Source organism: Saprospiraceae bacterium (assembly GCA_016714025.1).
Classification (GTDB): Bacteria; Bacteroidota; Bacteroidia; order Chitinophagales; family Saprospiraceae; genus Vicinibacter.
Window position 1 is genome coordinate 2374390 of the sequence record JADJOB010000002.1, and the last position, 23079, is coordinate 2397468.

Consider the following 23079-nt stretch of genomic DNA (forward strand, 5'->3'; position numbering starts at 1 on the left):
TTTCATGTGAAAAGGGTTCTCAATGAAGGCGTTTGATAAATGAATTGATCTACGATTTGACTGGTTTTAGGATCAATCTCTAATTCAGGTGCATGATGAGGTTTTTTCCTTGAGTCAATAACTAAAGTATTTTTACAAAACCAATGTTTATGAAGGAAACCGGAACTTACTCCATAAATGTCATTTGATGGATTGCTTCGTGTAAAGGTCACCCATAAGAAATTAGAATAACTAGCCGAACAAAATTCCGTATTGTCACATATTATTATAAGTGGAAAGCCGTGAAATTTTGACTGATTCAAATAGTCAGTAAGTACATTAAGTTCTTGTAGAGAGTCTATATAATTTGTAAATGGCTTTGTTTCTATTAAAACAATTCCCTTTTGAACCAATTTGCAGTTTTTATACACTGAGGGCATGTCATTAAAAGCTTGCAGGTCAATTGCTAGTTCTCTGCTTTTGTTTCTATTGCAGGCAATAACAAGTTTGGAACCACCATTCCATTGATCACCTGAGTAATCAAGCGTGTCAATGGTTGTATTCGTGTAGAAATGTAAATCTTTACTCCAGTCAATTCGTTCTAATATAAATTCAAAAAAATCTTTGATATTATGAACGTCTAATTGGCGACCTGGCTCTTCTGCAGCAATAAATACATACTTAGATAATGATGTTTGACCTTTGCCTAGAAGAAGGTTTGCACTGGTAAGCAATTCTTCTGGCTTTCTGTCCCGAAATGGCATGTAACGTTCAGATCCGACTGCCAATAATAAAGGATGTACACCTGTAGCATCTACAGCATGCAATTGTTTGATGCCTGGATATTCAACGGATGTTAATTCGGATACCATCTTGTGAATCAAATATCCAAAAGCAGAATCTTCTTGGGGAGGACGGCCGACAACGGTAAAGGGATAAATTGGATTCGGTTTATGGTATATTTTGATATCAGTTAAAAAAGGAAAAGGGTGTTGTAAACTATAATATCCTAAATGATCGCCAAAAGGTCCTTCTTGTTTTAATTCGTTCATCGAAACCTTTCCAGTAATACAAAAATCAATATCCTGAGGAATGAAATACGAATTATCTATGCAGTATCGATACCTTCTATTGTTTAAAAAACCACTAAAAAGAATTTCACTGAGTCCTTCAGGCAGTGGAAATATGGAAGCTAAAGTATATGCTGGGGGGCCACCAATTCCAATACTGATTCTAAAAGACTCCTTTGATTCTTTATATTGTTGATGATGAATTCCAATGCCTCTGTGCAATTGATAATGCAATCCAATTTCTTGATTAGTTTTATAATCATTACCATCCAATTGAATTCTATACATTCCAACATTAGCTTTCTTAGGATCTAGTGTTCCAGGTGGAAAACTGATTACTTGTGGGAGTGTAATAAAGGAGCCTCCATCTTTTGGCCAGGCTCTTATTTTTGGAAGTTCACTGAGGCTACATTCATGGTTTAAAACCTGTGCGTTTATTTTTTTAGGCAATCCTTTTATCAAAAAGGGGATATGTTTTAAAAGGCTGAAGGGCCTTTTTATTATTTGTTCTGGATCTGCTTTCAATTTGATTAACCATTCCAATTTATGCAGGACATCTTTAAATAAAAATTCACTTCTGACATTGGTCCCAAACAAATTGGAGACCCCTGGAAATTTTGAACCTTTAATTTTCTCAAAGTAAAGTGCAGGTCCCTGAATGGCTTGAACCCTTCTGTGCAATTCTGGAATAACCAAATTCCCATCAAGTTCATCCGGAATCCGGATTAACATCTTATTTTTCTCTAAATCAACACAGGCCTCCTGGAGGCTTTTGTAGCTCATGTTTTGGTTTGGCTGTAAAATTAAGTCCTTTTAGAAGGAGTAAAGAAATATTTGAAAAAATTATATTAAGAATATTTTAATATGTTTCTTTGCTTTCGAATTTAATATATGCAGGACTATTTAAACCTTCTCCGTAAGGTTAAGGATGAGGGAATTGAACGGACGGATCGGACTGGCGTTGGCACTAAAAGTATTTTTGGGTACCAGATGCGGTTTGATTTAGCAAATTCTTTTCCATTATTAACAACCAAAAAGCTGCATTTAAAATCGATCATTTACGAGTTGCTATGGTTTTTAAATGGAGATACCAACATCAAGTATCTCAATGATCATGGAGTTTCTATTTGGAATGAATGGGCAGATGAAAATGGAGATCTTGGACCTGTTTATGGAAAACAATGGCGCTCTTGGGAAACCAGAGAGGGTCATGTAATTGATCAAATGGCAGAATTGTTGAAAACCTTAAAGACTAATCCTGAATCTCGCAGATTGGTAATTTCTGCCTGGAATGTTGGGGATTTGTCCAAAATGGCCTTGAGTCCATGCCATTGTTTGTTTCAATTTTATGTGGCAGATGGCAAATTGTCTTGTCAACTTTACCAACGCTCGGCTGATGTTTTTCTGGGTGTACCGTTTAATATTGCCTCCTATGCTTTATTGACATTAATGGTAGCATCAAGTTGCGGTCTGAAGCCAGGGACATTTGTCCACACGTTTGGAGATGTTCATTTGTATTTAAACCATATAGAGCAAGCTGAATTGCAATTAAGCCGAACTCCTTTTAAAAGTCCAAAGATTATTTTAAATCCCACGGTAAAGGATCTTTTTAATTTTAAGTTTGATGATTTTGAACTGGTTGATTATCAGTGTCATCCATCAATTAAAGCACCAATTGCTGTTTAATTCATAACTAAATGCAAATGGCAAAACACGGATTAACTTAACGATATTTTAACTGTTGTGTTAATTAGGAAATTGAACTTTTTTACATATCAAATAAAACAATTTGATCAGATGTTTTGGGAAACACATTTCTGGGGTATTTTTGCAGGCGATTCGTTATGCGATTTAAAACATCGTTGTTTTTTGAAATCATATTCATCTAGTTTTCAATAATTTATGAGCTACAAAGGGATATTTGGAACTATTTTATTTGTGTTTATTTCGATTGGGGCTCTGATTTCTGCACCTGATATCGAAGTTGGCAAAAGTTCTTTTAAGAATAATTGTGCCAGTTGCCATAATAAAAACATGAAAGACCCTCTTACGGGACCAGCATTAGGTGGTTCTGTTGAACGTTGGGCTGCTTTTCCACGAGCTGATCTGCATAATTGGGTCAGAAACTCTCAAGCTTTAATAAAAGCGGGTCATCCAAGAGCCACTGAGCTGTGGAACCAATTTAAACCCACCGTCATGACAGCTTTTCCTAATTTGTCTGACGAAGAAATAGAAAGCATTTTCTTGTATGTTGATGGGGTTTATAAAGGAACCTATGGTCCAAAACCAGTTGCAGCCGTTGGCGGAACTCAAGCTCCTCAGAATCAACAAAGTGGACTTTCATTTTGGATCTATCTGATCTTTGCTTTGTTGATTGGGCTGGCTTTGTTTTTATGGAATTTAATGACAGATCTGGCTTATCAAATGAAAATTAAAGCTGGAGATACCACAGCTAAAAAACAATCTGTCTGGCAATTGATGACGAGTAAATCAGTTATCAGTTTTGTAATTTTTGCTCTTGTTTTATTTGGCGGGTATACTACTGTAAATAATGCAATTTCATTGGGCAGACAGCAAAATTATCAGCCGGATCAACCCATAAAATTTAGCCATGAAACGCATGCTGGGTTAAATAAAATTGATTGTAATTATTGCCATGATGGCGCAAGGAGGTCAAAACAATCATTAATTCCAGCCACAAATACCTGTATGAATTGCCATGCTGCAATAAAAAAAGGCAGTCAATTTGGTACAGCTGAAATTTCAAAGATCTATGCATCAATTGGTTATAATCCCAATACCGATAAATATATTGATCAATATGAGAAATTGACTGAGGATGAAATCGCAGCAATTTATAAGAAATGGATCGCTACAACGTATGCAAAAGACAACAATTTACGCGAAGGAGCTGAATCTGCAATTCGTGAATCAGAAACCCAATGGGAAGGAATTAAAAGTTCTTTGACCAGTGATACGAAATCAACCATTCCGGGTCCAATCGAATGGAAGCGAATTCATAATTTACCAGATCATGTTTATTTTAATCACTCCCAGCATGTGACCATTGGGAAATTGGCATGCCAAACATGTCATGGAAAAATTGAAAACATGCCGGTGGTCAAACAGTATGCACCACTTTCAATGGGTTGGTGTATTAATTGCCACAGACAAACGGACGTAAAATTTGCTGATAATAAATACTACGATAGTTATAAAACCTATCATGATGAATTAAAAGCTGGAACCAGACAATCTGTAAAAGTCTCTGATATTGGAGGTCTGGAATGTCAAAAATGCCATTATTGATCAGAAGCTATTAGAATAAAATGAAAATGAACGAATCAACAATTTGGATTGGAGAAGAAGATCTGGTAAGAGATCCGGATTTTATTGCTGCCAATAATTCTGAAATAAATCCTGTTAGTTTAGAATCTATATTGGATGATGAAAAAAGCGGAATGGTAGAAAGCAACCGCCGTGATTTTCTAAAACTTCTTGGATTTGGTATTGGAGCTGCCACTTTAGCTTCTTGTGAAATTCCAGTAAAAAAGGCAATTCCTTACGTAATTAAGCCTGATACCATCGTTCCTGGAATCGCAAATTATTATGCTTCAACGTTTGTAAACGGTGGAGACTATTGTTCTATATTAGTTAAAACAAGAGAAGGCAGACCTATTAAAATTGAGGGAAACGCACTCTCTTCTATTACTAAAGGAGGAACTAATGCCAGGGTTCAAGCTGCTGTTTTAAGTCTTTATGATTACAACCGAGTTAAATTCCCTGCTAAGTTGAGTCAAAATCAAAATTCGGAACTTAGCTGGAATGATTTAGACAATGAAATAAAAGCTGCTTTAGCATCTAGTAAAAATATTCGAATTGTAAGTAGCACTCAACTGAGTCCTACGGCATTGCAAGCTGTATCAGAATTTTGTACAAAATATTCTGGTGCGAAACATATTATGTATGATGCAATATCATCTGCTGCATTATTGGATGCTGGATTGCAATGTTTTGGAGAGCGCATCATTCCGGAGTTTAGATTTGATCTTGCCGAGTCCATCGTGAGTTTTAATGCAGATTTTTTAGGTACCTGGATTTCGCCTATAGAATATGCATCTATGTATGCTAAAACCAGAACTATTAAAGCAGATGCACCTAAAATGTCACAGCATACTCAAGTTGAATCACATATGTCCTTAACTGGATCAAATGCTGATAACAGAATTTTAGTAAGACCATCAGAGCAAGGCGCAGCTATTGCATTTTTATATAATGAGGTTGCTTCTAAAATGGGAGCTGCTACGGTTCCTGCTTTAGAATTAAACGATAAAGCTAAAGCAGCATTTAAAAAATTAGCGGAGCGATTAGTAACACAAAAATCAAAGTCATTAATAGTTTGTGGAACAAATAATGTTGGCGAACAAATTCTTTGTTACAGTTTAAATAATCTATTAGGTAATATAGGAACAACCATTGCTTTTGATAATGTTTCTTATCAAAGAAAAGGAAGTGATGCAGACCTGAATCAATTGATGGCTGAAATGAAAGCATCTACTGTGGATGCTATTATATTTTGGAATGCCAATCCGTGTTATGATTTACCATTTGCGTCAGAATTTGCGCAGAGTCTTGAAAACGTTAAAACAAAAATTAGCTTAAATGCTATAATTGACGAAACAAGTTCGCATTGTAATTATTTAGCTCCAGATCATCATTTTTTAGAATCTTGGGGTGACGTTGAAGCAAAGCGTGGAATTTTAAGTTTAATTCAACCCACCATAAATCCAATTTTTAATACGAGAGCAAGCGGGCATTCATTTCTTTCGTGGGCGACATCCCCAAATTTGAATGCTTCAGCAGAGCAACCTTATTATGATTATTTGAAAAAACAATGGGAAGGAAAATATTACACCAATTCTGCTTCGACAGGAGGTTTTCAGAATTTCTGGGACGAATGTGTACATAATGGCGTTTTTTCTTTCACAAAAGCAACTGCGATTCCAACCTTTAAAGGAGATCCATCTTTTGCCGCTTCTAAATTAACAAAACCTTCCGGTGCAGCACTTGAAATATCTTTCATAGAAACCGTCGGAATCGGAAATGGTGTATATGCTGTTAACCCTTGGTTGCAGGAAATGCCGGATCCAGTGACTAGATGTGCATGGGGTAATTACCTTATGGTTCCTATAAGTTTTGACGGAGATCGCAGATTCATAGCTTTCAACAATGTAAAGGAAAATGGGGAGTTAATTGATCTGTCCATTTCAGGTTCCAAGACTACTGTTGGTGCTGTTAAACAATTTGGTCAAATGCCAGGCACTTTAGCCATTGCCTTAGGTTACGGAAGAACGATGGCAGGAGATTGCGGTACCGGAGTTGGAACAGATTTTTATTCAGCTTGTAAAGTAGTTGATGGTTATATCCAATATTTTAATACAGAAATTGAAGTTTCACAGAGCAGCGGCAACATTGAAAAACATTTTGCATGTGTGCAACATCACCATACCTTAGGAGTCACAGCCATCGAAAAGAGTAGTGGTCAGAAATTTAATGCTGATGAAGCTGCATTGGTTGATGATGCTTTCAAAGGAATTGCAAAAGGATTTCAAGGTTCATTAACGGACCGATCTGTATTAAGACACAGTCATTTAAATGAAATAAAAGAGAAAATTGAAAGCTTAAAGGAAGAACGTGCAGAATTTCAAAAGTTGAATTCTCACACACTTTATCCTGGACATGAATACAGTTACAATACAGGCCATCATTGGGGTATGCATGTTGACTTAAATTCGTGCATCGGTTGTGGAACCTGTACCATTGCCTGCATGGCAGAAAACAATGTTCCTGTTGTTGGTAAAAAAGAAATTGCCAGACATCACGAAATGGCTTGGTTGAGAATTGATCGCTATTATTATGGCGATGTAGAAAATCCAAATGTTGTTTTCCAGCCAATGATGTGCCAACATTGTAATAATGCACCTTGTGAAAATGTGTGTCCAGTAAATGCAACCAATCACTCATCCGAAGGCATCAATCAAATGGCCTATAATAGATGTGTTGGAACCAGATATTGTGCAAACAATTGCCCTTATAAAGTAAGACGTTTTAATTGGTATGATTATACGACCGCAGATCTGTTTCCTGTTAATCAATTTAACATAGCAGGGGAAAAGAGCCAACCATTCTATTCTGATAATTTAGTTAGAATGGTTTTAAATCCAGATGTTACAGTTCGGTCAAGAGGTGTAATAGAAAAATGTTCTTTTTGTATACAACGGATTCAGGAAGGAAAGCTTTCAGCAAAACGTGAAAATCGCACGTTGACCGACAATGACGTAAAAACAGCTTGTCAAACAGCGTGTCCAACAGAAGCAATTACTTTTGGAGATATGAATAATCATGAAGGTTCTCTGTTTAAGAAAATTGAGAACCCATTAAATTATATTGTACTGGAAGAAGTCAATGTTAAATCTGTTGTGCACTACACCATGAAGGTGAATAACAGAGATGAAAATTTAGACGCATAAAACTATAAATACTAAAGCATGTCAGGAGGATTTGTAGCACCCGTAAGAAGGCCCTTGGTTGAAGGACACAAAACCTATCATCAAATTACTGAAGATTTGTGTTCTCCAACAGAAAGAACCCCTAGTAAAGCATGGGTTATAGCATTTATCATTGCAGCTTCAACGCTTGCTTTTGGTTTGTTTTGCATATGCTGGACGATCTGGATGGGTATTGGTTCCTGGAATGTGAACCGGACGATCGGTTGGGCTTATGATATTACAAACTTTGTATGGTGGATTGGTATTGGTCACGCCGGTACTTTGATTTCAGCCATCTTATTGTTATTTAGACAGCGTTGGCGTACAGGTGTAAATAGAGCTGCCGAAGCCATGACTATTTTTGCAGTTATTTGTGCAGCATTATTTCCGGTAATTCACGTTGGGCGTTTATGGGTTGTATTTTATTTTCTTCCTTATCCTAATACAAGAGGGTCTCTTTGGCCAAATTTTAATTCCCCTTTATTATGGGACGTATTTGCAATTTCAACCTATTTTTCTGTTTCATTATTGTTTTGGTATACAGGACTAGTGCCTGATTTTGCTACAGTAAGAAATCGTGCAACAGGTCTTCGTAAAAAAATATATAATTTCTTATCATTTGGGTGGACAGGTTCTGCTAAACAATGGCAACGTTGGGAATCCTTATCACTGGTTCTAGCAGGCTTATCAACTCCTTTGGTATTGTCAGTGCATACCATCGTTAGTTTCGACTTCGCTACTTCTGTTATTCCTGGTTGGCATACAACTATTTTTCCACCTTACTTTGTGGCTGGAGCAATTTTTTCTGGATTTGCAATGGTTCAAACACTCATGGTGATGACTCGTAAAATCCTTAAATTAGAAGAATACATTACGCTGGAACACATTGAATCCATGAACAAAGTAATTCTTGTAACAGGAACCATCGTTGGTGTAGCTTATTTGACAGAATTATTTATTGCCTGGTATTCAGGATATGTGTATGAGCAATTTGCATTTTTTAATAGAGCAATGGGTGTTTATTGGTGGTCATATTTTGGCATGATGGCCTGTAATGTGATTTCACCGCAACTTTTTTGGGTTAAAAAATACAGACGGAGTGTTTTTCTTACATTTTTCATGTCTATTTTCGTAAACATCGGTATGTGGTTTGAGCGATTTGTAATTATTGCTACTACATTGGCAAGAGATTATCTGCCTTCTTCCTGGAGTTATTATAGACCTACTTGGGTAGAGATTGGAATTTTTGTTGGAACACTTGGTTTGTTTTTTACACTTTACCTGATTTTTGTGCGTGTTGCACCAGTTGTTGCCATCGCTGAGATTAAGCACATTCTGAAGGTTGGAGGAGATCAGTATATAGGTGAGCATGCAACGCATAAACATCCTGTTTCAACTTCAGATTCACATGAACATCATCATTCCTAAATAAAAATAAATCATCCTAGCATGAGACAATTAAATAAAGATGTTATTTACGGAATATATTCCGATGAAGAAGAACTCTTAAGTGCTGTGCGGTTAGCAAAAAGTAAACATCTTGATATCATGGATGTCTTTACCCCTTTTCCTGTTCATGGAATGGAAAAAGCACTTGGTTTAGAAGAGTCCCGTTTGCACTATGCTGGATTTGTTTACGGTGCAATTGGTACTTTGACCGCTTTTCTTGGTATGACTTGGATTATGACAAGTGATTGGCCAATTATTTTTGGTGGAAAACCATACTGGCCGGTTCCTTCTTTCATTCCTATCGTATTTGAGTTGACAGTTTTGTTTGCTTCTTGGGGTATGACAATTACGTTTTATACAATAAGTGGATTGTGGCCAGGAGTACAAAACCCTCAATTGGATTTAAGAACTACGGATGATAAATTTTGTCTCGCTTTTGATCAACATCATATTTCCGAAACTGAAGCCAGATCTTTCTTTCAGGAGACTGGAGCAGAAGAGGTAAATGTTAAATCTATATAAATGATGAATCGGATTATTTTCATATTCATTTCAATAGTTAGCGCATTGAGTTTGTTTCAATGCAGTCCTGCAGGAGGCAATGCTACAGGAACAGAATACATGCCAGACATGGTTCATTCCGTTGCTTATGAACCAAATGTCAACAGTTATTATTACTACCATACTTGGGGAACATCTGCAGAAATTGCAAAATTATCTGCACCTAGATTTCCAGTAAAAGGTTCGATTGCTCGTGGAGGAATATCAATTTCAGATTCTGCACACGCAGCAATGTATACAGGCAGTTTGAGTTCAAATGCCATCCATACTCCAGTAAATGGATCTGTAAATTATTACTATGGAAATACAGAAGAGGAACGTCTTAGAGCTTCCAGAGAGATCACTACCAACAAGGTAAAGCTTACAACAGCAGGTCTTAATGAAGGAAAATTACTCTATAATATTTATTGTGGTATTTGCCATGGTGAAAAGGGTGATGGCGCAGGATATTTAGTACGGGATGATGGAGGAAAGTATCCTGCACAACCTGCTAATTTTCTTAAAGATGAATTTATTGCTGCATCAGAAGGTCGTTTTTATCATGGAATTATGTATGGAAAAAACATGATGGGCGCTTATGCTGATAAATTATCATATAATGAAAGGTGGAATGTTATACATTATATACGCTCCTTACAAGCAGCTTCTAAAAACTTAAAATATTCAGAATCAGAAAATACGTTTTCAGGTTCGCAAGCAGTTTTGGATGCAGCTAAATTAGCTGCAGCTGCAACTGCTCCGGTGGTTAATGTTAAAAAATAATTTGAATTTCAAGTAGGAAACAAAATGAATACGATACAGATACCAACAAAAGATAAAGTTGTATTAGGAGTGATGGGTTTTATAGGAATCCTGTCTCTGGTTACAATTTTGCTTACGGATGATGCTTATTTTACTCGCTTTTGGAGTAGTCTTCTGCAAAATGGTGTATTTTTTACATTAATTGCTTTAATGGCCTTGTTTTTTATTTGTGTCAGCCGAACCGCTTATGCAGGATGGAATGTTGGTTTTAAGCGAGTTTGGGAGGCGATGTCTGGATTTTTATGGGTTGGTTTTGCTATTATGTTTTTTATAGCCCTTGGGGTATATTTTAACTGGCATCATTTATACCATTGGTCTGATTCAGATATAGTTGCAAATGATGAAGTGCTTAAAGGCAAATCCAGTTTTTTAAACAAGCATTTCTACAGTGTTGTTGGTTTAGGCATTTTGGCAAGTTGGATATTTTTTGCTTCTAAAATGCGCAAATTAAGTGTTGAAGAAGATGATCATGGGGATCAACATTTTGAACACTATAATAAAATGAAATTTTGGGCTGCAATATTTTTACCAGTAGCTGGATTTTCAAGTGCTGCTGTTATATGGTTGTGGTATATGTCAGTTGATCCGCATTGGTATAGCACCATGTTTGCCTGGTATACAGGAGCCAGTTGTTTTGTAAGCATGATTGCACTAACCATCTTATTTCTGATTTATCTTAAATCCAGAGGATATTACCACAATGTAAATCAGGAACATTTTCATGATCTGGGTAAATTTATGTTTGCCTTCAGTGTTTTTTGGACCTATTTGTGGTTTTCACAGTACATGCTTATTTGGTATGGAAATATTGGAGAGGAAACAGTTTATTTTCAAACCCGGATTCAACAATATCCAATATTATTTTATGGGAACCTGGTTCTTAATTTTGCATTGCCTTTTTTAATTTTAATGCGAAATGATAATAAGCGTAAATACGGAACTTTAATTGCAGTTGGAATCATCGTATTTTTTGGCCACTGGTGGGATACGTTCCAAATGGTAAAACCAGGTACGTATCATACTTCACTTGAAATGAGTATGGAACATCACACTGGACCTGCAACAAATGAAGCATTGACTAAAGATACACATGCCGCGCCTGCACAACATGAAGTTAATGAACATGAAGGCCATGCAAATGATAAACACATGCCACCAGTAGGATATTTTATTCCAGGCTTGGCTGATATTGGGCTGATGATTGGTTTTTTGGCTTTATTTTTTGCAACCACCTTGCATTTTTTATCTAAAGCACCTTTAGTGCCAAAGAACGATCCATTTTTACAAGAGAGTTTACATCATCATGTATAGCAAAACGAAAAATTAAGACATGACTGCTTTAATTACAATATTTTCTATCATATTGCTTTTTGTAGTTCTACTTCAAATTGCTAAAATTAATGAGATCACTGCTGAAATGCGTGGTAAAGAGGAAACAGAGACTCACAGTGCCAATCAAAATGGCAAGTGGCTATTGATTTTTGGAGTCCTGTTTCTTGGTTCTTTTTTCTGGGGATCATTATACTATGCAAATCGGTTGCTAGGCTATGGACCCTTAAAAGCTGCTTCTGAACATGGTAGTTCTATTGACAGTATGTTTAATGTTACCTTGATTTTTACAGGAATCGTATTCTTGATTTGTCATGTTGCATTATTCTGGTTTTCCTATAAATTTAGGTATACAACCGGGAAGAAAGCCTTGTTCCTTCCACATGACAATCGGTTGGAAGTAATTTGGACCGCATTGCCTGCATTGGTCATGACAATTTTAGTTGTTCAGGGACTTGTAACCTGGAATAAAGTAATGGCTGATGTTACCAAAGGAGAAGATTTTATAGAAATAGAAGCAACAGGATGGCAGTTTGCATGGAACTTAAGATATCCAGGTCAGGATGGTAAATTAGGTGTTAAAGATTTTAGATTAATAAAACCTGGCGTAAATGAATTAGGTCAGGATTGGAACGATGATCGAAATCACGACGATTTTAATGCTGATGAACTGGTCATTCCCAAAGGGAAAAAAATACGGGTTAGAATTTCAGCCCGCGATGTATTGCATAATTTTTATTTACCTCATTTTCGGGTTAAAATGGATGCGGTTCCTGGAATTCCAACCTATTTTATTTTTACACCCATTAAAACCACAGAAGAGTTTCGTCAGGAATTAAGAAAGTATCCTGAATACCAAATGCCTTCTGATCCAAATGATCCCGCAAGTCCACCAAAATGGAAAACTTTTGAATACGAATTGGCATGTGCTGAATTATGTGGCAAAGGTCATTACAGCATGCGCAGATTGGTGAAGGTAGTTTCTCCGGAGGAATGGGAAATTTGGAATAAAAAACAAAAATCATATTATTTAAGCTCCATCCGAAATACAGATGAGGATCCATTGAAAGGCAAAGCAATTAAAGCAGAAGCTTTTATAAAAACCGAAGAAATGAAATCCATGCTTTTAAAGGCATTGGATTCAACCAATACCAATGCAGCAGATCGGATCATTCGATTGGATAATATATATTTTGAAACAGGTTCCGCAACATTGGATTCTATTTCTGAAATGGCATTGAATGTTTTAAAAGAAACTTTTGATCAATATCCAAAATTGAAAGTTGAAGTAAGTGGCCATACAGATAATACAGGCGCAGCAGATCTTAATTTAAAATTATCCAATGAAAGAGCAGCTGCTATAAAAAATTATTTGGTATCAAAAGGAGTGAGCAATGATCGGATTTCCGCTTTGGGAAATGGATCAAACAAACCAGTTGATTCAAATGATACAGAAGAAGGTCGAGCTAAAAACAGAAGAATTGAATTTAAAATTTTATCTTTTTAAAACATAAATTATGTCAGCTAATCATTCACCACTTGTTGAAAAAGATAAACTAATCCAGGAATTGGGTTATGATGATCATTTTCATGAACACCATCATGGCGACAAATACCAGACTAATTTTTTAACAACTTATATATTTTCGCAAGACCATAAAATGATTGCGAGACAATTCCTTATGACAGGAATTTTTTGGGCTGTTATTGGGGCTGCGATGTCTATCATATTTCGTCTGCAATTAGGCTATCCGGATGCAGATTTAAGTTGGCTAAAACCTGTTTTAGGTAAATGGATTACAATTAATGATGCCGGCATTGGCAGATTGGAACCTGAGTTTTATTATGCCTTAGTTACGATGCATGGAACGATTATAGTATTCTTCGTATTAACTGCAGGCTTGAGTGGTACTTTTAGTAACTTATTGATTCCACTGCAAATTGGAGCTAGAGACATGGCGTCTCCATTTTTAAATATGCTTTCCTATTGGTTCTTTTTCTTATCATCTGTAGTTATGTTCTACAGTTTGTTTTTAAGCACAGGACCTTTTTCTGGTGGATGGACTGCTTATCCTCCTTTAAGTGCATTGCCGCAAGCTTCTATAGGAAGTGGTGCAGGGATGACATTGTGGACTGTATCGCTTGTTTTATTTGTTGTTTCTGTTTTGTTAGGTGGTATGAATTATATCACAACTATTTTAAATCTCCGGACAAAAGGAATGAGTATGTGGCGTATGCCACTTACAGTTTGGGCTTTTTTGGTCACTGCAATTTTAGGACTTCTTTCGTTTCCTGTTTTGGCTTCTGGATTTTTTCTGATGCTATTTGATAGAAGTTTAGGTACAAGTTTTTACTTATCTGATATTTTTATTAACGGACAAGCATTGGACAGGATAGGAGGTAGCCCCATTTTATACCAACACATATTTTGGTTTTTAGGTCACCCTGAAGTTTATATCATTATTTTGCCCGCAATGGGTATTGTTTCTGAAGTATTATCAGTCCATGCCAGAAAGCCAATTTTTGGATACCGTGCGATGGTGTATTCAATTTTAGCCATTGCATTCCTTTCATTTATAGTATGGGCACACCATATGTTTATGTCAGGTGTAAATCCATTTATATCCAATTTCTTTGTAGTATTTACACTGATTATAGCAGTCCCTTCAGCAGTTAAGGTATTTAACTGGATTAGTACGTTATATGGCGGTAACATTCGACTAAATACTCCCATGCTATTTTGCATTGGATTTGTATCGATGTTTATTTCCGGTGGACTTACCGGAATCTTTTTAGGAAATTCTGCAATTGATATTCAGCAACACGACACGTATTTTGTTGTTGCGCATTTTCACATTGTTATGGGTGTCGCTGCTTTTTTTGGAATGTTTGCAGGAGTTTATAACTGGTTTCCTAAAATGTTTGGACGATTTATGAATGAAACTTTGGGTAAGATTCATTTTTGGGTCACTATGATAGGGGCATATGCAGTTTTTGGACCTATGCACTATCTGGGAATGGCAGGAGTTCCAAGACGTTATTATCGTTTTGATAACTTTGATGCATTCAAAGATTTTACAGACATGAATAAGTTTATAACAATAGCTGCAATTATTACATTTTTTGCACAATTATTATTTGTTGTAAATTTTTTCTGGAGTATGTATAAAGGTCGTAAGATGACAGAACAAAATCCATATGGCTCAAATTCTTTGGAGTGGACAACTCCAATTGAAACAGGTCATGGAAATTGGCCTGAAAAAATTCCAACAGTTCAACGTTGGGCTTATGATTACGGAAAAGATAATAAAGAGTTTATTCAACAACACGTTCCTTTGGCAGAAGGAGAGGAACACAGCAGCCATTAATTTCAATTAATTGAATCAGACAAACTCATCGGCATTAAATTATTCCTTTATCAAGGATATTGGTATATTGGTTAAGTTTAAACTTAGCCTGATGGTTATTTTATCATCAACTCTGAGTTATGTTATACTTGCAAAGGACCTTTTTAATATAAATACATTTGTATTTTTAATTTTAGGAGGAAGCTTTATAACCTTTGCTGCCAATGCAATTAACCAATGCCTGGAAAGAGACTATGATAAATTAATGGTGCGCACCGCATTGAGACCGGTTGCTGATGGCCGTATGTCGATTGCCACTTCCGTTTTAATCAGTGGTATATTTTGTACTTTGGGTGTATTGTTTCTTGCAATGATAAATCCGGTTGCAAGTTCTTTGGGTATGCTGTCTTTTGTTTTATATGCTTTTGTTTACACACCATTAAAAAGGTTTTCAACATTGGCTGTTCCTGTGGGAGCAATACCTGGAGCCCTTCCAACATTAATTGCCGGAGTAGCTGCCTCCAATGGATTTACCTTAGAAGCATTTTGTCTTTTTGGCATCCAATACTTATGGCAATTCCCTCATTTTTGGTCAATAGCATGGCTTGGTCATTCTGACTATCGAAAAGCAGGCTTTAAATTGGTAAAAGATGTAAACGGTAAACCGGATCCTAAATATGGATTTTATGCCGCCGTTTATTCTGCATTGAGTTTTGTATTCTTATTTTGGTTTGTCGTGAATGGCCTATTAAATACATTTGTTATTATTGGAATTTGCTTGTGTATTTTATTTTATATCTATTATAGTTTGAATCTTTTTAAACATAATAATGAGCAAGCCGCCAGAAAACTAATGTTTTGCTCTATCATTTATCTGCCTGTTCTATTATTCTTATTGCTCACTAATAATTTGCTTCATTGATGCCAATTATTCAGATGATCGATAAAAATCTGGCTCCAAGTCGCTATCAAGCATTAAAATTTGGACTGTGGATTGGAATGGCTTCAATCACCATGATGTTTGCTGCATTAACCAGTGCTTACTTGGTTAGGAGACCTGCAGGCAATTGGTATGAGTTTAAATTGCCTGTTCAATTTTTTGTAAGTACAATAATTATTATTGCTTCTTCAATTACTATGGAATGGGCATATAAAAGTTTAAAAAACCAGAATCAAAAGAATTATAATTATGGAATTGTTTTGACATTTGGATTAGGAATCTTGTTTTTGGTATCACAAATATTGTCTTGGAAAGCTTTGGTAGCAAGTGGCATTACCATTGATTTAAGTGTATCCGGTTCTTTCCTTTATGCATTGTCGGGAATTCATGCAGTCCATGTAATTGGAGGGATCGCTGCAATTATGGTTTGCGTTGCAAATGCTTTTTTGAATTCATTCACAGTCAGTTCTATGAGATTATTAAAAGTTGATCTTGTTAGACAGTATTGGCATTTTGTAGATATCCTTTGGATTTATTTGCTTCTGTTTTTAATATTACAATAGTATAAAATTAATATAATGGCATCCGATCAAACATTACAGGCGCAACAGGGACACGAAAACGAATCCGTATGGATGGGCGCAAAAGAACCGTTTAAAGCCAGTTATGGGAAATTAATGATGTGGTATTTCCTGCTTTCTGATGCATTTACGTTTGCGGGATTTTTAATTGCATATGGTACACTTCGTTTTAGTAGTCCAACATGGCCGGTTCCTGATTTTGTGTTTTCATCACTACCTGGAGGGATTCATCATAAACCTTTGATTTTTGTAACATTCATGACCTTTGTACTTATCGTAAGTAGTGTAACGATGGTTCGTGCTGTGCAAGAAGGACATCGCTACAATAAGAAAGGCGTTGTTTTTTGGATGTTGATGACCATTTTTGGTGGATTGTGTTTCCTGGGTTGCCAAGCATGGGAATGGACCACTTTGATGGGTGGAGAAAATATGTCAATCCATACAAATCCTTTTGGCACGCATACGGAATCGGGGGTTTACCTGGAAGGGGATGGACATGATATTAAAGCAGGGGATGCGTTTCATGCACATCAGACATATCTCATTCATCAGCATAATGGGGAATGGGCTCCACTAAAATATAAAACTGAATCTGGCTTAATAAAGGAACAACAGTTTGGGCCAAAAGCATTTGGTGCTCTTTTCTTTTTTATTACAGGATTTCATGGATTTCACGTTTTGAGCGGAGTCGTATTTTTATTGATCATTATGATCAATGTTGCAAGTGGCGTTTATGTCCAAAGGCGAAATCATTATGAAATGGTTGAAAAAATAGGATTGTATTGGCATTTTGTGGATTTGGTTTGGGTATTTGTGTTTTTAGTATTTTATCTGCTATAAATTAAACAATAGGATGGCACACTTAAATTACGAGGAAGGAAAAAAAGTTGTATTCAGAGGATTTGTCCTTTTAGGAATTGTTACTCTGTTGGAAGTTATGGTCGCTTTAGTAGGTAAAGGCTATATCATAGAAGGATTTCATTTACCTAGATTTATCATGTATTCATTAATGATTGGAATGTCTTTGTATAAAGCATATTTCATTATTTATGAATTTATGCATATGCGCTATGAAGTGCCGGGATTGGTAAGAAGTGTATTGATGCCTACAATGTTATTGATTTGGGCTATCATCGCTTTCTTTTATGAAGGAAATACCTGGTATCATTGGCGTAATAATATAAATGATAGACCAATTCTTGAGCTTACAGGTGGGGTTACAAAGCAAGTTGAAAAACATCCATCGAGCGGTGCTCATGACGCATCAGAAATGCATCAGGAAGCACCTGCTGCTGAGCCAAAAGATTCAAATGCCATTGAAAAACATCATTAATTTAAATTTGTATCTGATCATTTCAACAGATTAAATGAGAAAAGCATTTAATCTTATTTTAATCGCTGGTATCCTGATAGGACTTCCAATCTATGCTTGGTATTACTTATCAAAAGGAACCCAAATGCGAAAAGATGCAATGGCTGATTTAAGCCCGAAAGCTGAACTGACTAATTTTCAATCAAGTCTTGAAGATGATTCGATTTTCTATTCTGACAGCCTTTTGGGTAAAAATTGGATCGTAGCTGTTATTGGTGCAGATTCTCTTAGGGTTAAGCACTTGGATGTGTTGCGTAAAATATTCAATCAATCTAAAGAAGAGTTTTCAATCAACATATTTACAATTATTGGTTTATTTCCAGGTGAACTGATAAGAGACATGTCTCAAACGCTTCAAATGCCTGTTTCTAAAACCTGGCTCAAATCTTATATGGCAGCTAATCATGTTTATCCATTTAGCACAGAGGCGTATTCAATACCAGAGCAGTATAAGGATCAAGATGTGGTTCTTTTGTTAGATAAAAATGGTAAAGTCAGAAATTATTACAGTTTAAATAATCAAGAGGAAATTTTGGAACTCGTAAGGCATATCCCTGTATTTCTAAGTTTAAAAGATTCTAAATGAGTTGGACTCCGCAAGAAATCAAAAGACTAAATATTGCAGCGTCTTTTTTTAGTGCTTTGATTTTATTGGTAGTCGTTTTTATGCGCAAAATTCATATAGAAACAAACATTGATTTTTCTTTTTTACCAATTTTTCATTCAAGCCTAAATGCAGTTGCAGGGATTGTTTTGATTTTTGCATATATACAAATTAGGAAGGGTAACATTCAAAACCATAAACGATTGATGTCAACAGCATTGATCATGTCGGGTGTTTTTTTGATTTCTTATGTACTTTATCATATCACCACTCCTGAGCTTAGATATTGTGGAGAAGGTCCGATTCGCGCGGTTTATTTTTTGCTTTTAATTTCTCATGTGGTTCTATCAGGAATCTCATTTCCATTTATTTTATTTACGTTTATTCGAGGTCTAACTGATCAACGTGTACGGCATAAAAAATTGGCTAAAATTGTATTCCCGGTTTGGCTGTATATTTGTATAAGTGGACCCATATGTTTTTTAATGCTTTATCCATGCATGCGATAATTTTAACCCTATGAAAAAATTCATTTTTATAATAAGCATTATGTTGCTTTTCATTTTAATGCAACAAACTGGATTTTCTCAATGTCCTATGTGTAAGATGGCTGCTGAAAGTAATATGAAGAGTGGGGGTAGTGTTGGTAAGGGTTTAAATACTGGGATTTTATATTTACTCGCTATGCCCTATATAATTGTTACAGTTCTTGCCTATTTATGGAAACAAAATAAGCAAAAGGGCGAATCCATTTCTTAAAATCCATTTCTAAAAGAAAAAATAAAATAAGGGGAAAAAAAAAAGGGGGGGGTTTTGAAAAACATGCGACAAAATACGTGTGCCCATTCGTTCAATAAATTTACCGCAAATTAAACCTGACATAAAAAAAGCCTTGATGTTTCCATCAAGGCTTTAAATTATAATCGAATGATTTAATTATTTTAGTACATATCGAACGGCAATGCCTCCATAACCACCACCGAATCCATCTCCGAATCCGTTGACAAAAAATGTAGGAATCCAATCCAAACTAACATTTAATGGAATATTGGCAAATTTGTAATCGAAGCCTATTACTCCTGAAATACCAAGGGAAAAAGAAGAGTAATCATTATTTGGATAATAATCATTGTCAAATGACCAAATGTAAGCATTAGCTCCTCCACCTACATACCAAGATAAATTGTCTACACTTTTAATTGGCATGTGATGCTGATAATAACCACCGAAATTAAACCAATTGTAATATGTCCAACTTCTATAGCCGGCGGTAATTTCAATGGCGCCTTTGTCATTGATAAACGTTTTGTAAGAAACACTTAAAGGATAACCCAGACGCAATCCGATAGCGGATTTATAATCTTGGGCGTCAGCTGAATAGGAAATTGCTGCAATAGCAAGAACTAACAGAATTCTGAATTTCATAATGATTTGTTTTGAAGGTTTTTAATAAGCAAATTTATCTGATTTCTTGACACCATCAAAGCAGCTGACCGTTATTTATAGCTAAGAATTAAATTAATAACTTAACTAATTCACAATACATTGATTATGAGCCATATAATAAAAATTAAAGTCGTTCATTTCGAATGATATTAACTAATTATTAATCTAATATTTCCCAATCTATGGCAGCTTTTCCATGTTTTTGTAAATATTCATTGGTCAGTTTGAAATGATTGTTTCCATGAAACTTCCCACCTGCCAAAGGCGATGGGTGCGCACTTTCAAGAATTAAATGGCGGTTGGGGTTTATCAATGTTCTTTTTGATTTTGCAAAATTTCCCCAGAGCATAAATACCAGGTTTTCTTTGTGTATACTGAGTAAATTGATAACCTGATCTGTAAATTGATGCCAACCCAAGTTTTTATGTGAATTTGGAATTCTGTGCTCTACGGTTAATGAAGCATTCAAAAGCAAAACCCCTTGACTAGCCCATGAACTTAAATCTCCGTGTTTAGGAATTTTATAACCAAATTCTCTGTTTAACTCTTTATATATATTTTGAAGAGAGGGTGGAATTGGAATTGTTTTTGGAACGGAAAAGCACAGTCCCATTGCTTCTCCGGGTCCATGGTAAGGATCCTGCCCTAGAATGACAACCTTTAATTTGTCCAGTGGGCTTGAGTCAAATGCATTAAATATTAGCGGACCTGGAGGATAAATTGTTTTTCCAGCTGAAATTTCTGATTTTAAGGTCTTAATTAAATTTTGGAAGTAAGCCTTTTCAAATTCGGCTTTCAAAAAATCTTTCCAGCCGGCTTCCATTTTCAAGTCTTTCATATTAACTTGGCATAGTCTTTTAATAGATAAAGGTATTTAATTAAATGTTCAAAATTTTAAAATGAAAAAGTATCTCATAGTCTTCTGTTTGTGTGGAATTAATCTGGTTTTAACCGCACAGCCAAATAAAGTTTGGAGTAAAATATTTGGAGGAAATAATTCAGACGTTTGTACGACAATTTCGCAATATAATGACACCATGCTGATCGCAGCGGGCAAAAGTGCTTCAACAAATGTAGGTGGAAATAAAGGGGCCGATGATTTCATGGTCTGCCAGTTTAGACCAAATGGGGATCAAATTCGAATTAAAACCTTTGGAGGGCCTCAAATTGAGCAGATCAGCAGTTATGTTACGCTTGCAAATGGGAATCTAATATTGGGTGGATTTACCAATGGAAAAGGTTCGGATGTATCAAACTTGTATGGTTTAACGGATATATGGGTTGTAGGTTATAATCCACATACCGGAACTAAGCTTTGGGAAAAAAGTATCGGCGGTACCAATAATGATCAGTGCAACGATTTGTTTTACCTGGAACCGGGTAGGGTATTTATTGCGGGTCACACCAAGTCCTTAGATAAAGACGTTGTTGCAAGTCCTACTAAAGGGGGAAATGACGTTTTAATTACTTCAATAGATGAGAATGGTGCAATCATCAAAGCATTTACATTTGGAGGAACAAAAGATGAAACAGCTAAGAAAATTCTTCGTTCAGATGCGTTTGGTGGACAAATGTTAGTTTTTGGCGAATCTGAATCCAATGACATGGATTTTAATGGCTTGAGTAAAGGAAAGAAAGATATATTCATTTTAAAGATCAATAGAAATATTAATAAAGTATTTCTCACCACCATTGGAGGGCCGGGAGACGATCTGTTTGGAGATGCAATTAATTTAGGAGATAATGGAATGATAATTTTTGGAACCGTTGCTACTCCGGGTGGACAGGTTGACAGCTTAAAAGGGGCAAAAGATATATGGATGGCGAAATTGGATAAAAACGGGGTCTTGGAATGGACTAAGAATATTGGCGGTAAAAATGACGAAACGTCGGTAAAAGCGCAATTGGACAAAGATGGGAATATTATTTTTTTAGGAAACTCAAATTCGAGGGATCAGGATATTACTGGTAATTATGGAGGTAGTGACGTTTTACTAATGAAATTAGATACTTCAGGTACTATTTTATGGCAAAAAAACTATGGAGGAACAGCTGGAGATAATGCAGGAGCATTTTGTTTTGGAACAGATGGTTCAGTTTATGTTGTTTCTCAAAGTTTTAGTATTAACAACGATCTTCCGGCTAACAATACGGCTGCTCCGGATTTTTGGACACTTAAAGTGTTTGAGTGCACAGCAGTTGAATCAAATCATACTAGCTCAGTGTGCATAGGGGATACCATACTTATAAACGGAAGGAAATATTATTCTGGATTTGAAAGTGGTGTAGATACTTTAAAAAGGTCAACGATCAATGGCTGCGATAGCATCGTTCATGTAACAGTTATTGTAAATCCATCTTCTATTAACCAAATTGTCGATACATTGTGTTATGATGATTCTGTTCGCATCAACAATGTTGTGTTTACAAGACAAAATCCAATTCAGACATTTAAATTATCAAATCAATATGGTTGTGATAGTTTTCTGTTAGTAGATCTATTATTTAATTCTGAACTTTTACTAAAAGATAGTATCATAACAAAAGATGATGGAAATGGTACAGGCTGCATTACCATTGAGATGGAAGGAGGATGTCAACCGTATTCGTATCATTGGAATAATGGTGTATCCGGACCTTTAAATTGCAATTTAGTAACAGGAGTTTACACTGTTGAAGTAAAAGATTGTTTAGGTTGTACGAAAATATACACTTTTAAAGTTGGAACCACTGTTGGCAATAACAATGGCATTCCGGAGCCATTCCAATATTTAGTAACAAATGAAAAAATTCTGGTTCAATCTAATTTGGAATCAATAGTTTCTTATGAGCTGATAAGCTCAGATGGACGAATCATTCAGTCGAGATCGGTCAGGAATGCTCATTTTGAACTAATCAGAAGTGATATCCCAAGAGGCTGGCTAAATCTGAATTTTAAACTTAAAAATGGCCAAATCCGACAATTTAGTTTTGTGAACTAAGCGGTATTTCTTGGTTTTGTTTAATTTTGTGCGCTTTTTAAATAAGGGTTTTGATTTTTTGAGATATCGAG

General features: G+C 35.8%; 20 protein-coding genes. 17 read left to right on the top strand and 3 right to left on the bottom strand.

The features are described from left to right. Positions 1–2 precede the first annotated feature (2 nt). A complete protein-coding gene (locus IPJ80_12620; protein ID MBK7914325.1) occupies positions 3–1832 on the bottom strand; it encodes a UbiD family decarboxylase in 1830 nt (609 codons plus the stop codon). Positions 1833–1940: 108 nt separating this feature from the next. Between IPJ80_12620 and IPJ80_12625 the strand changes: the two genes are divergently transcribed. The 16 genes from IPJ80_12625 to IPJ80_12700 all read left to right on the top strand — a co-directional run bounded on the left by IPJ80_12625 (position 1941) and on the right by IPJ80_12700 (position 19340). Further along, complete coding sequence (locus tag IPJ80_12625; protein MBK7914326.1) at positions 1941–2735, top strand: thymidylate synthase; 795 nt, start codon at positions 1941–1943, stop codon at positions 2733–2735. A gap of 216 nt (positions 2736–2951) precedes the next feature. After that, the gene (locus tag IPJ80_12630; GenBank protein MBK7914327.1) at positions 2952–4358 is read left to right on the top strand and encodes a c-type cytochrome; all 1407 of its coding nucleotides are present in this window, start codon (positions 2952–2954) and stop codon (positions 4356–4358) included. A gap of 20 nt (positions 4359–4378) precedes the next feature. Then, positions 4379–7579: a 4Fe-4S dicluster domain-containing protein gene (locus IPJ80_12635; GenBank protein ID MBK7914328.1), complete on the top strand. Its 3201-nt coding sequence runs from the start codon at positions 4379–4381 to the stop codon at positions 7577–7579. An 18-nt stretch (positions 7580–7597) separates the two neighbouring features. Further along, positions 7598–9025 (top strand): polysulfide reductase NrfD, encoded by a 1428-nt coding sequence (gene nrfD / locus IPJ80_12640; GenBank protein MBK7914329.1) that lies wholly within the window; start codon positions 7598–7600, stop codon positions 9023–9025. Between the two features lie 21 nt (positions 9026–9046). Beyond that, positions 9047–9568, top strand: a complete 522-nt coding sequence (locus IPJ80_12645; protein MBK7914330.1) for a DUF3341 domain-containing protein — start codon at positions 9047–9049, stop codon at positions 9566–9568. Then, positions 9569–10369 (top strand): cytochrome c, encoded by an 801-nt coding sequence (locus tag IPJ80_12650; protein MBK7914331.1) that lies wholly within the window; start codon positions 9569–9571, stop codon positions 10367–10369. 24 nt (positions 10370–10393) lie between these two features. Further along, positions 10394–11719 (top strand): hypothetical protein, encoded by a 1326-nt coding sequence (locus tag IPJ80_12655; GenBank protein ID MBK7914332.1) that lies wholly within the window; start codon positions 10394–10396, stop codon positions 11717–11719. A gap of 19 nt (positions 11720–11738) precedes the next feature. Beyond that, entirely contained in the window at positions 11739–13244 is a 1506-nt protein-coding gene (locus IPJ80_12660) for an OmpA family protein (protein ID MBK7914333.1), read from the top strand. 10 nt (positions 13245–13254) lie between these two features. Then, positions 13255–15105, top strand: coding sequence for a cbb3-type cytochrome c oxidase subunit I (locus IPJ80_12665; GenBank protein MBK7914334.1), 1851 nt, complete (start codon positions 13255–13257; stop codon positions 15103–15105). 10 nt (positions 15106–15115) lie between these two features. Further along, entirely contained in the window at positions 15116–16006 is an 891-nt protein-coding gene (locus IPJ80_12670) for a protoheme IX farnesyltransferase (GenBank protein MBK7914335.1), read from the top strand. Between the two features lie 14 nt (positions 16007–16020). Then, positions 16021–16587 (top strand): cytochrome c oxidase subunit 3, encoded by a 567-nt coding sequence (locus IPJ80_12675; GenBank protein MBK7914336.1) that lies wholly within the window; start codon positions 16021–16023, stop codon positions 16585–16587. Between the two features lie 15 nt (positions 16588–16602). Further along, a complete protein-coding gene (locus IPJ80_12680) occupies positions 16603–17445 on the top strand; it encodes a cytochrome c oxidase subunit 3 (protein MBK7914337.1) in 843 nt (280 codons plus the stop codon). Positions 17446–17458: 13 nt separating this feature from the next. Then, the gene (locus tag IPJ80_12685) at positions 17459–17938 is read left to right on the top strand and encodes a cytochrome C oxidase subunit IV family protein (GenBank protein ID MBK7914338.1); all 480 of its coding nucleotides are present in this window, start codon (positions 17459–17461) and stop codon (positions 17936–17938) included. Positions 17939–17972: 34 nt separating this feature from the next. Continuing rightward, positions 17973–18563 (top strand): hypothetical protein, encoded by a 591-nt coding sequence (locus IPJ80_12690; GenBank protein MBK7914339.1) that lies wholly within the window; start codon positions 17973–17975, stop codon positions 18561–18563. Then, positions 18560–19090 carry a DUF420 domain-containing protein gene (locus IPJ80_12695; protein ID MBK7914340.1) on the top strand — a complete coding sequence of 177 codons (531 nt, stop codon included), beginning with the start codon at positions 18560–18562 and terminating at the stop codon, positions 19088–19090. Before IPJ80_12690 ends, IPJ80_12695 begins: the two co-directional genes overlap by 4 nt. A 10-nt stretch (positions 19091–19100) precedes the next feature. Next, the gene (locus IPJ80_12700) at positions 19101–19340 is read left to right on the top strand and encodes a hypothetical protein (protein MBK7914341.1); all 240 of its coding nucleotides are present in this window, start codon (positions 19101–19103) and stop codon (positions 19338–19340) included. Positions 19341–19517: 177 nt separating this feature from the next. On the opposite strand, the gene IPJ80_12705 is transcribed toward IPJ80_12700, so the two are convergent. Together IPJ80_12705 and ung are read right to left on the bottom strand one after the other, a co-directional pair. Next, positions 19518–20006, bottom strand: a complete 489-nt coding sequence (locus IPJ80_12705) for a hypothetical protein (protein ID MBK7914342.1) — start codon at positions 20004–20006, stop codon at positions 19518–19520. Between the two features lie 181 nt (positions 20007–20187). After that, positions 20188–20865: a uracil-DNA glycosylase gene (gene ung / locus IPJ80_12710; protein MBK7914343.1), complete on the bottom strand. Its 678-nt coding sequence runs from the start codon at positions 20863–20865 to the stop codon at positions 20188–20190. A 61-nt stretch (positions 20866–20926) separates the two neighbouring features. Between ung and IPJ80_12715 the strand changes: the two genes are divergently transcribed. Next, complete coding sequence (locus tag IPJ80_12715) at positions 20927–23008, top strand: hypothetical protein (protein MBK7914344.1); 2082 nt, start codon at positions 20927–20929, stop codon at positions 23006–23008. Positions 23009–23079 lie beyond the last annotated feature (71 nt).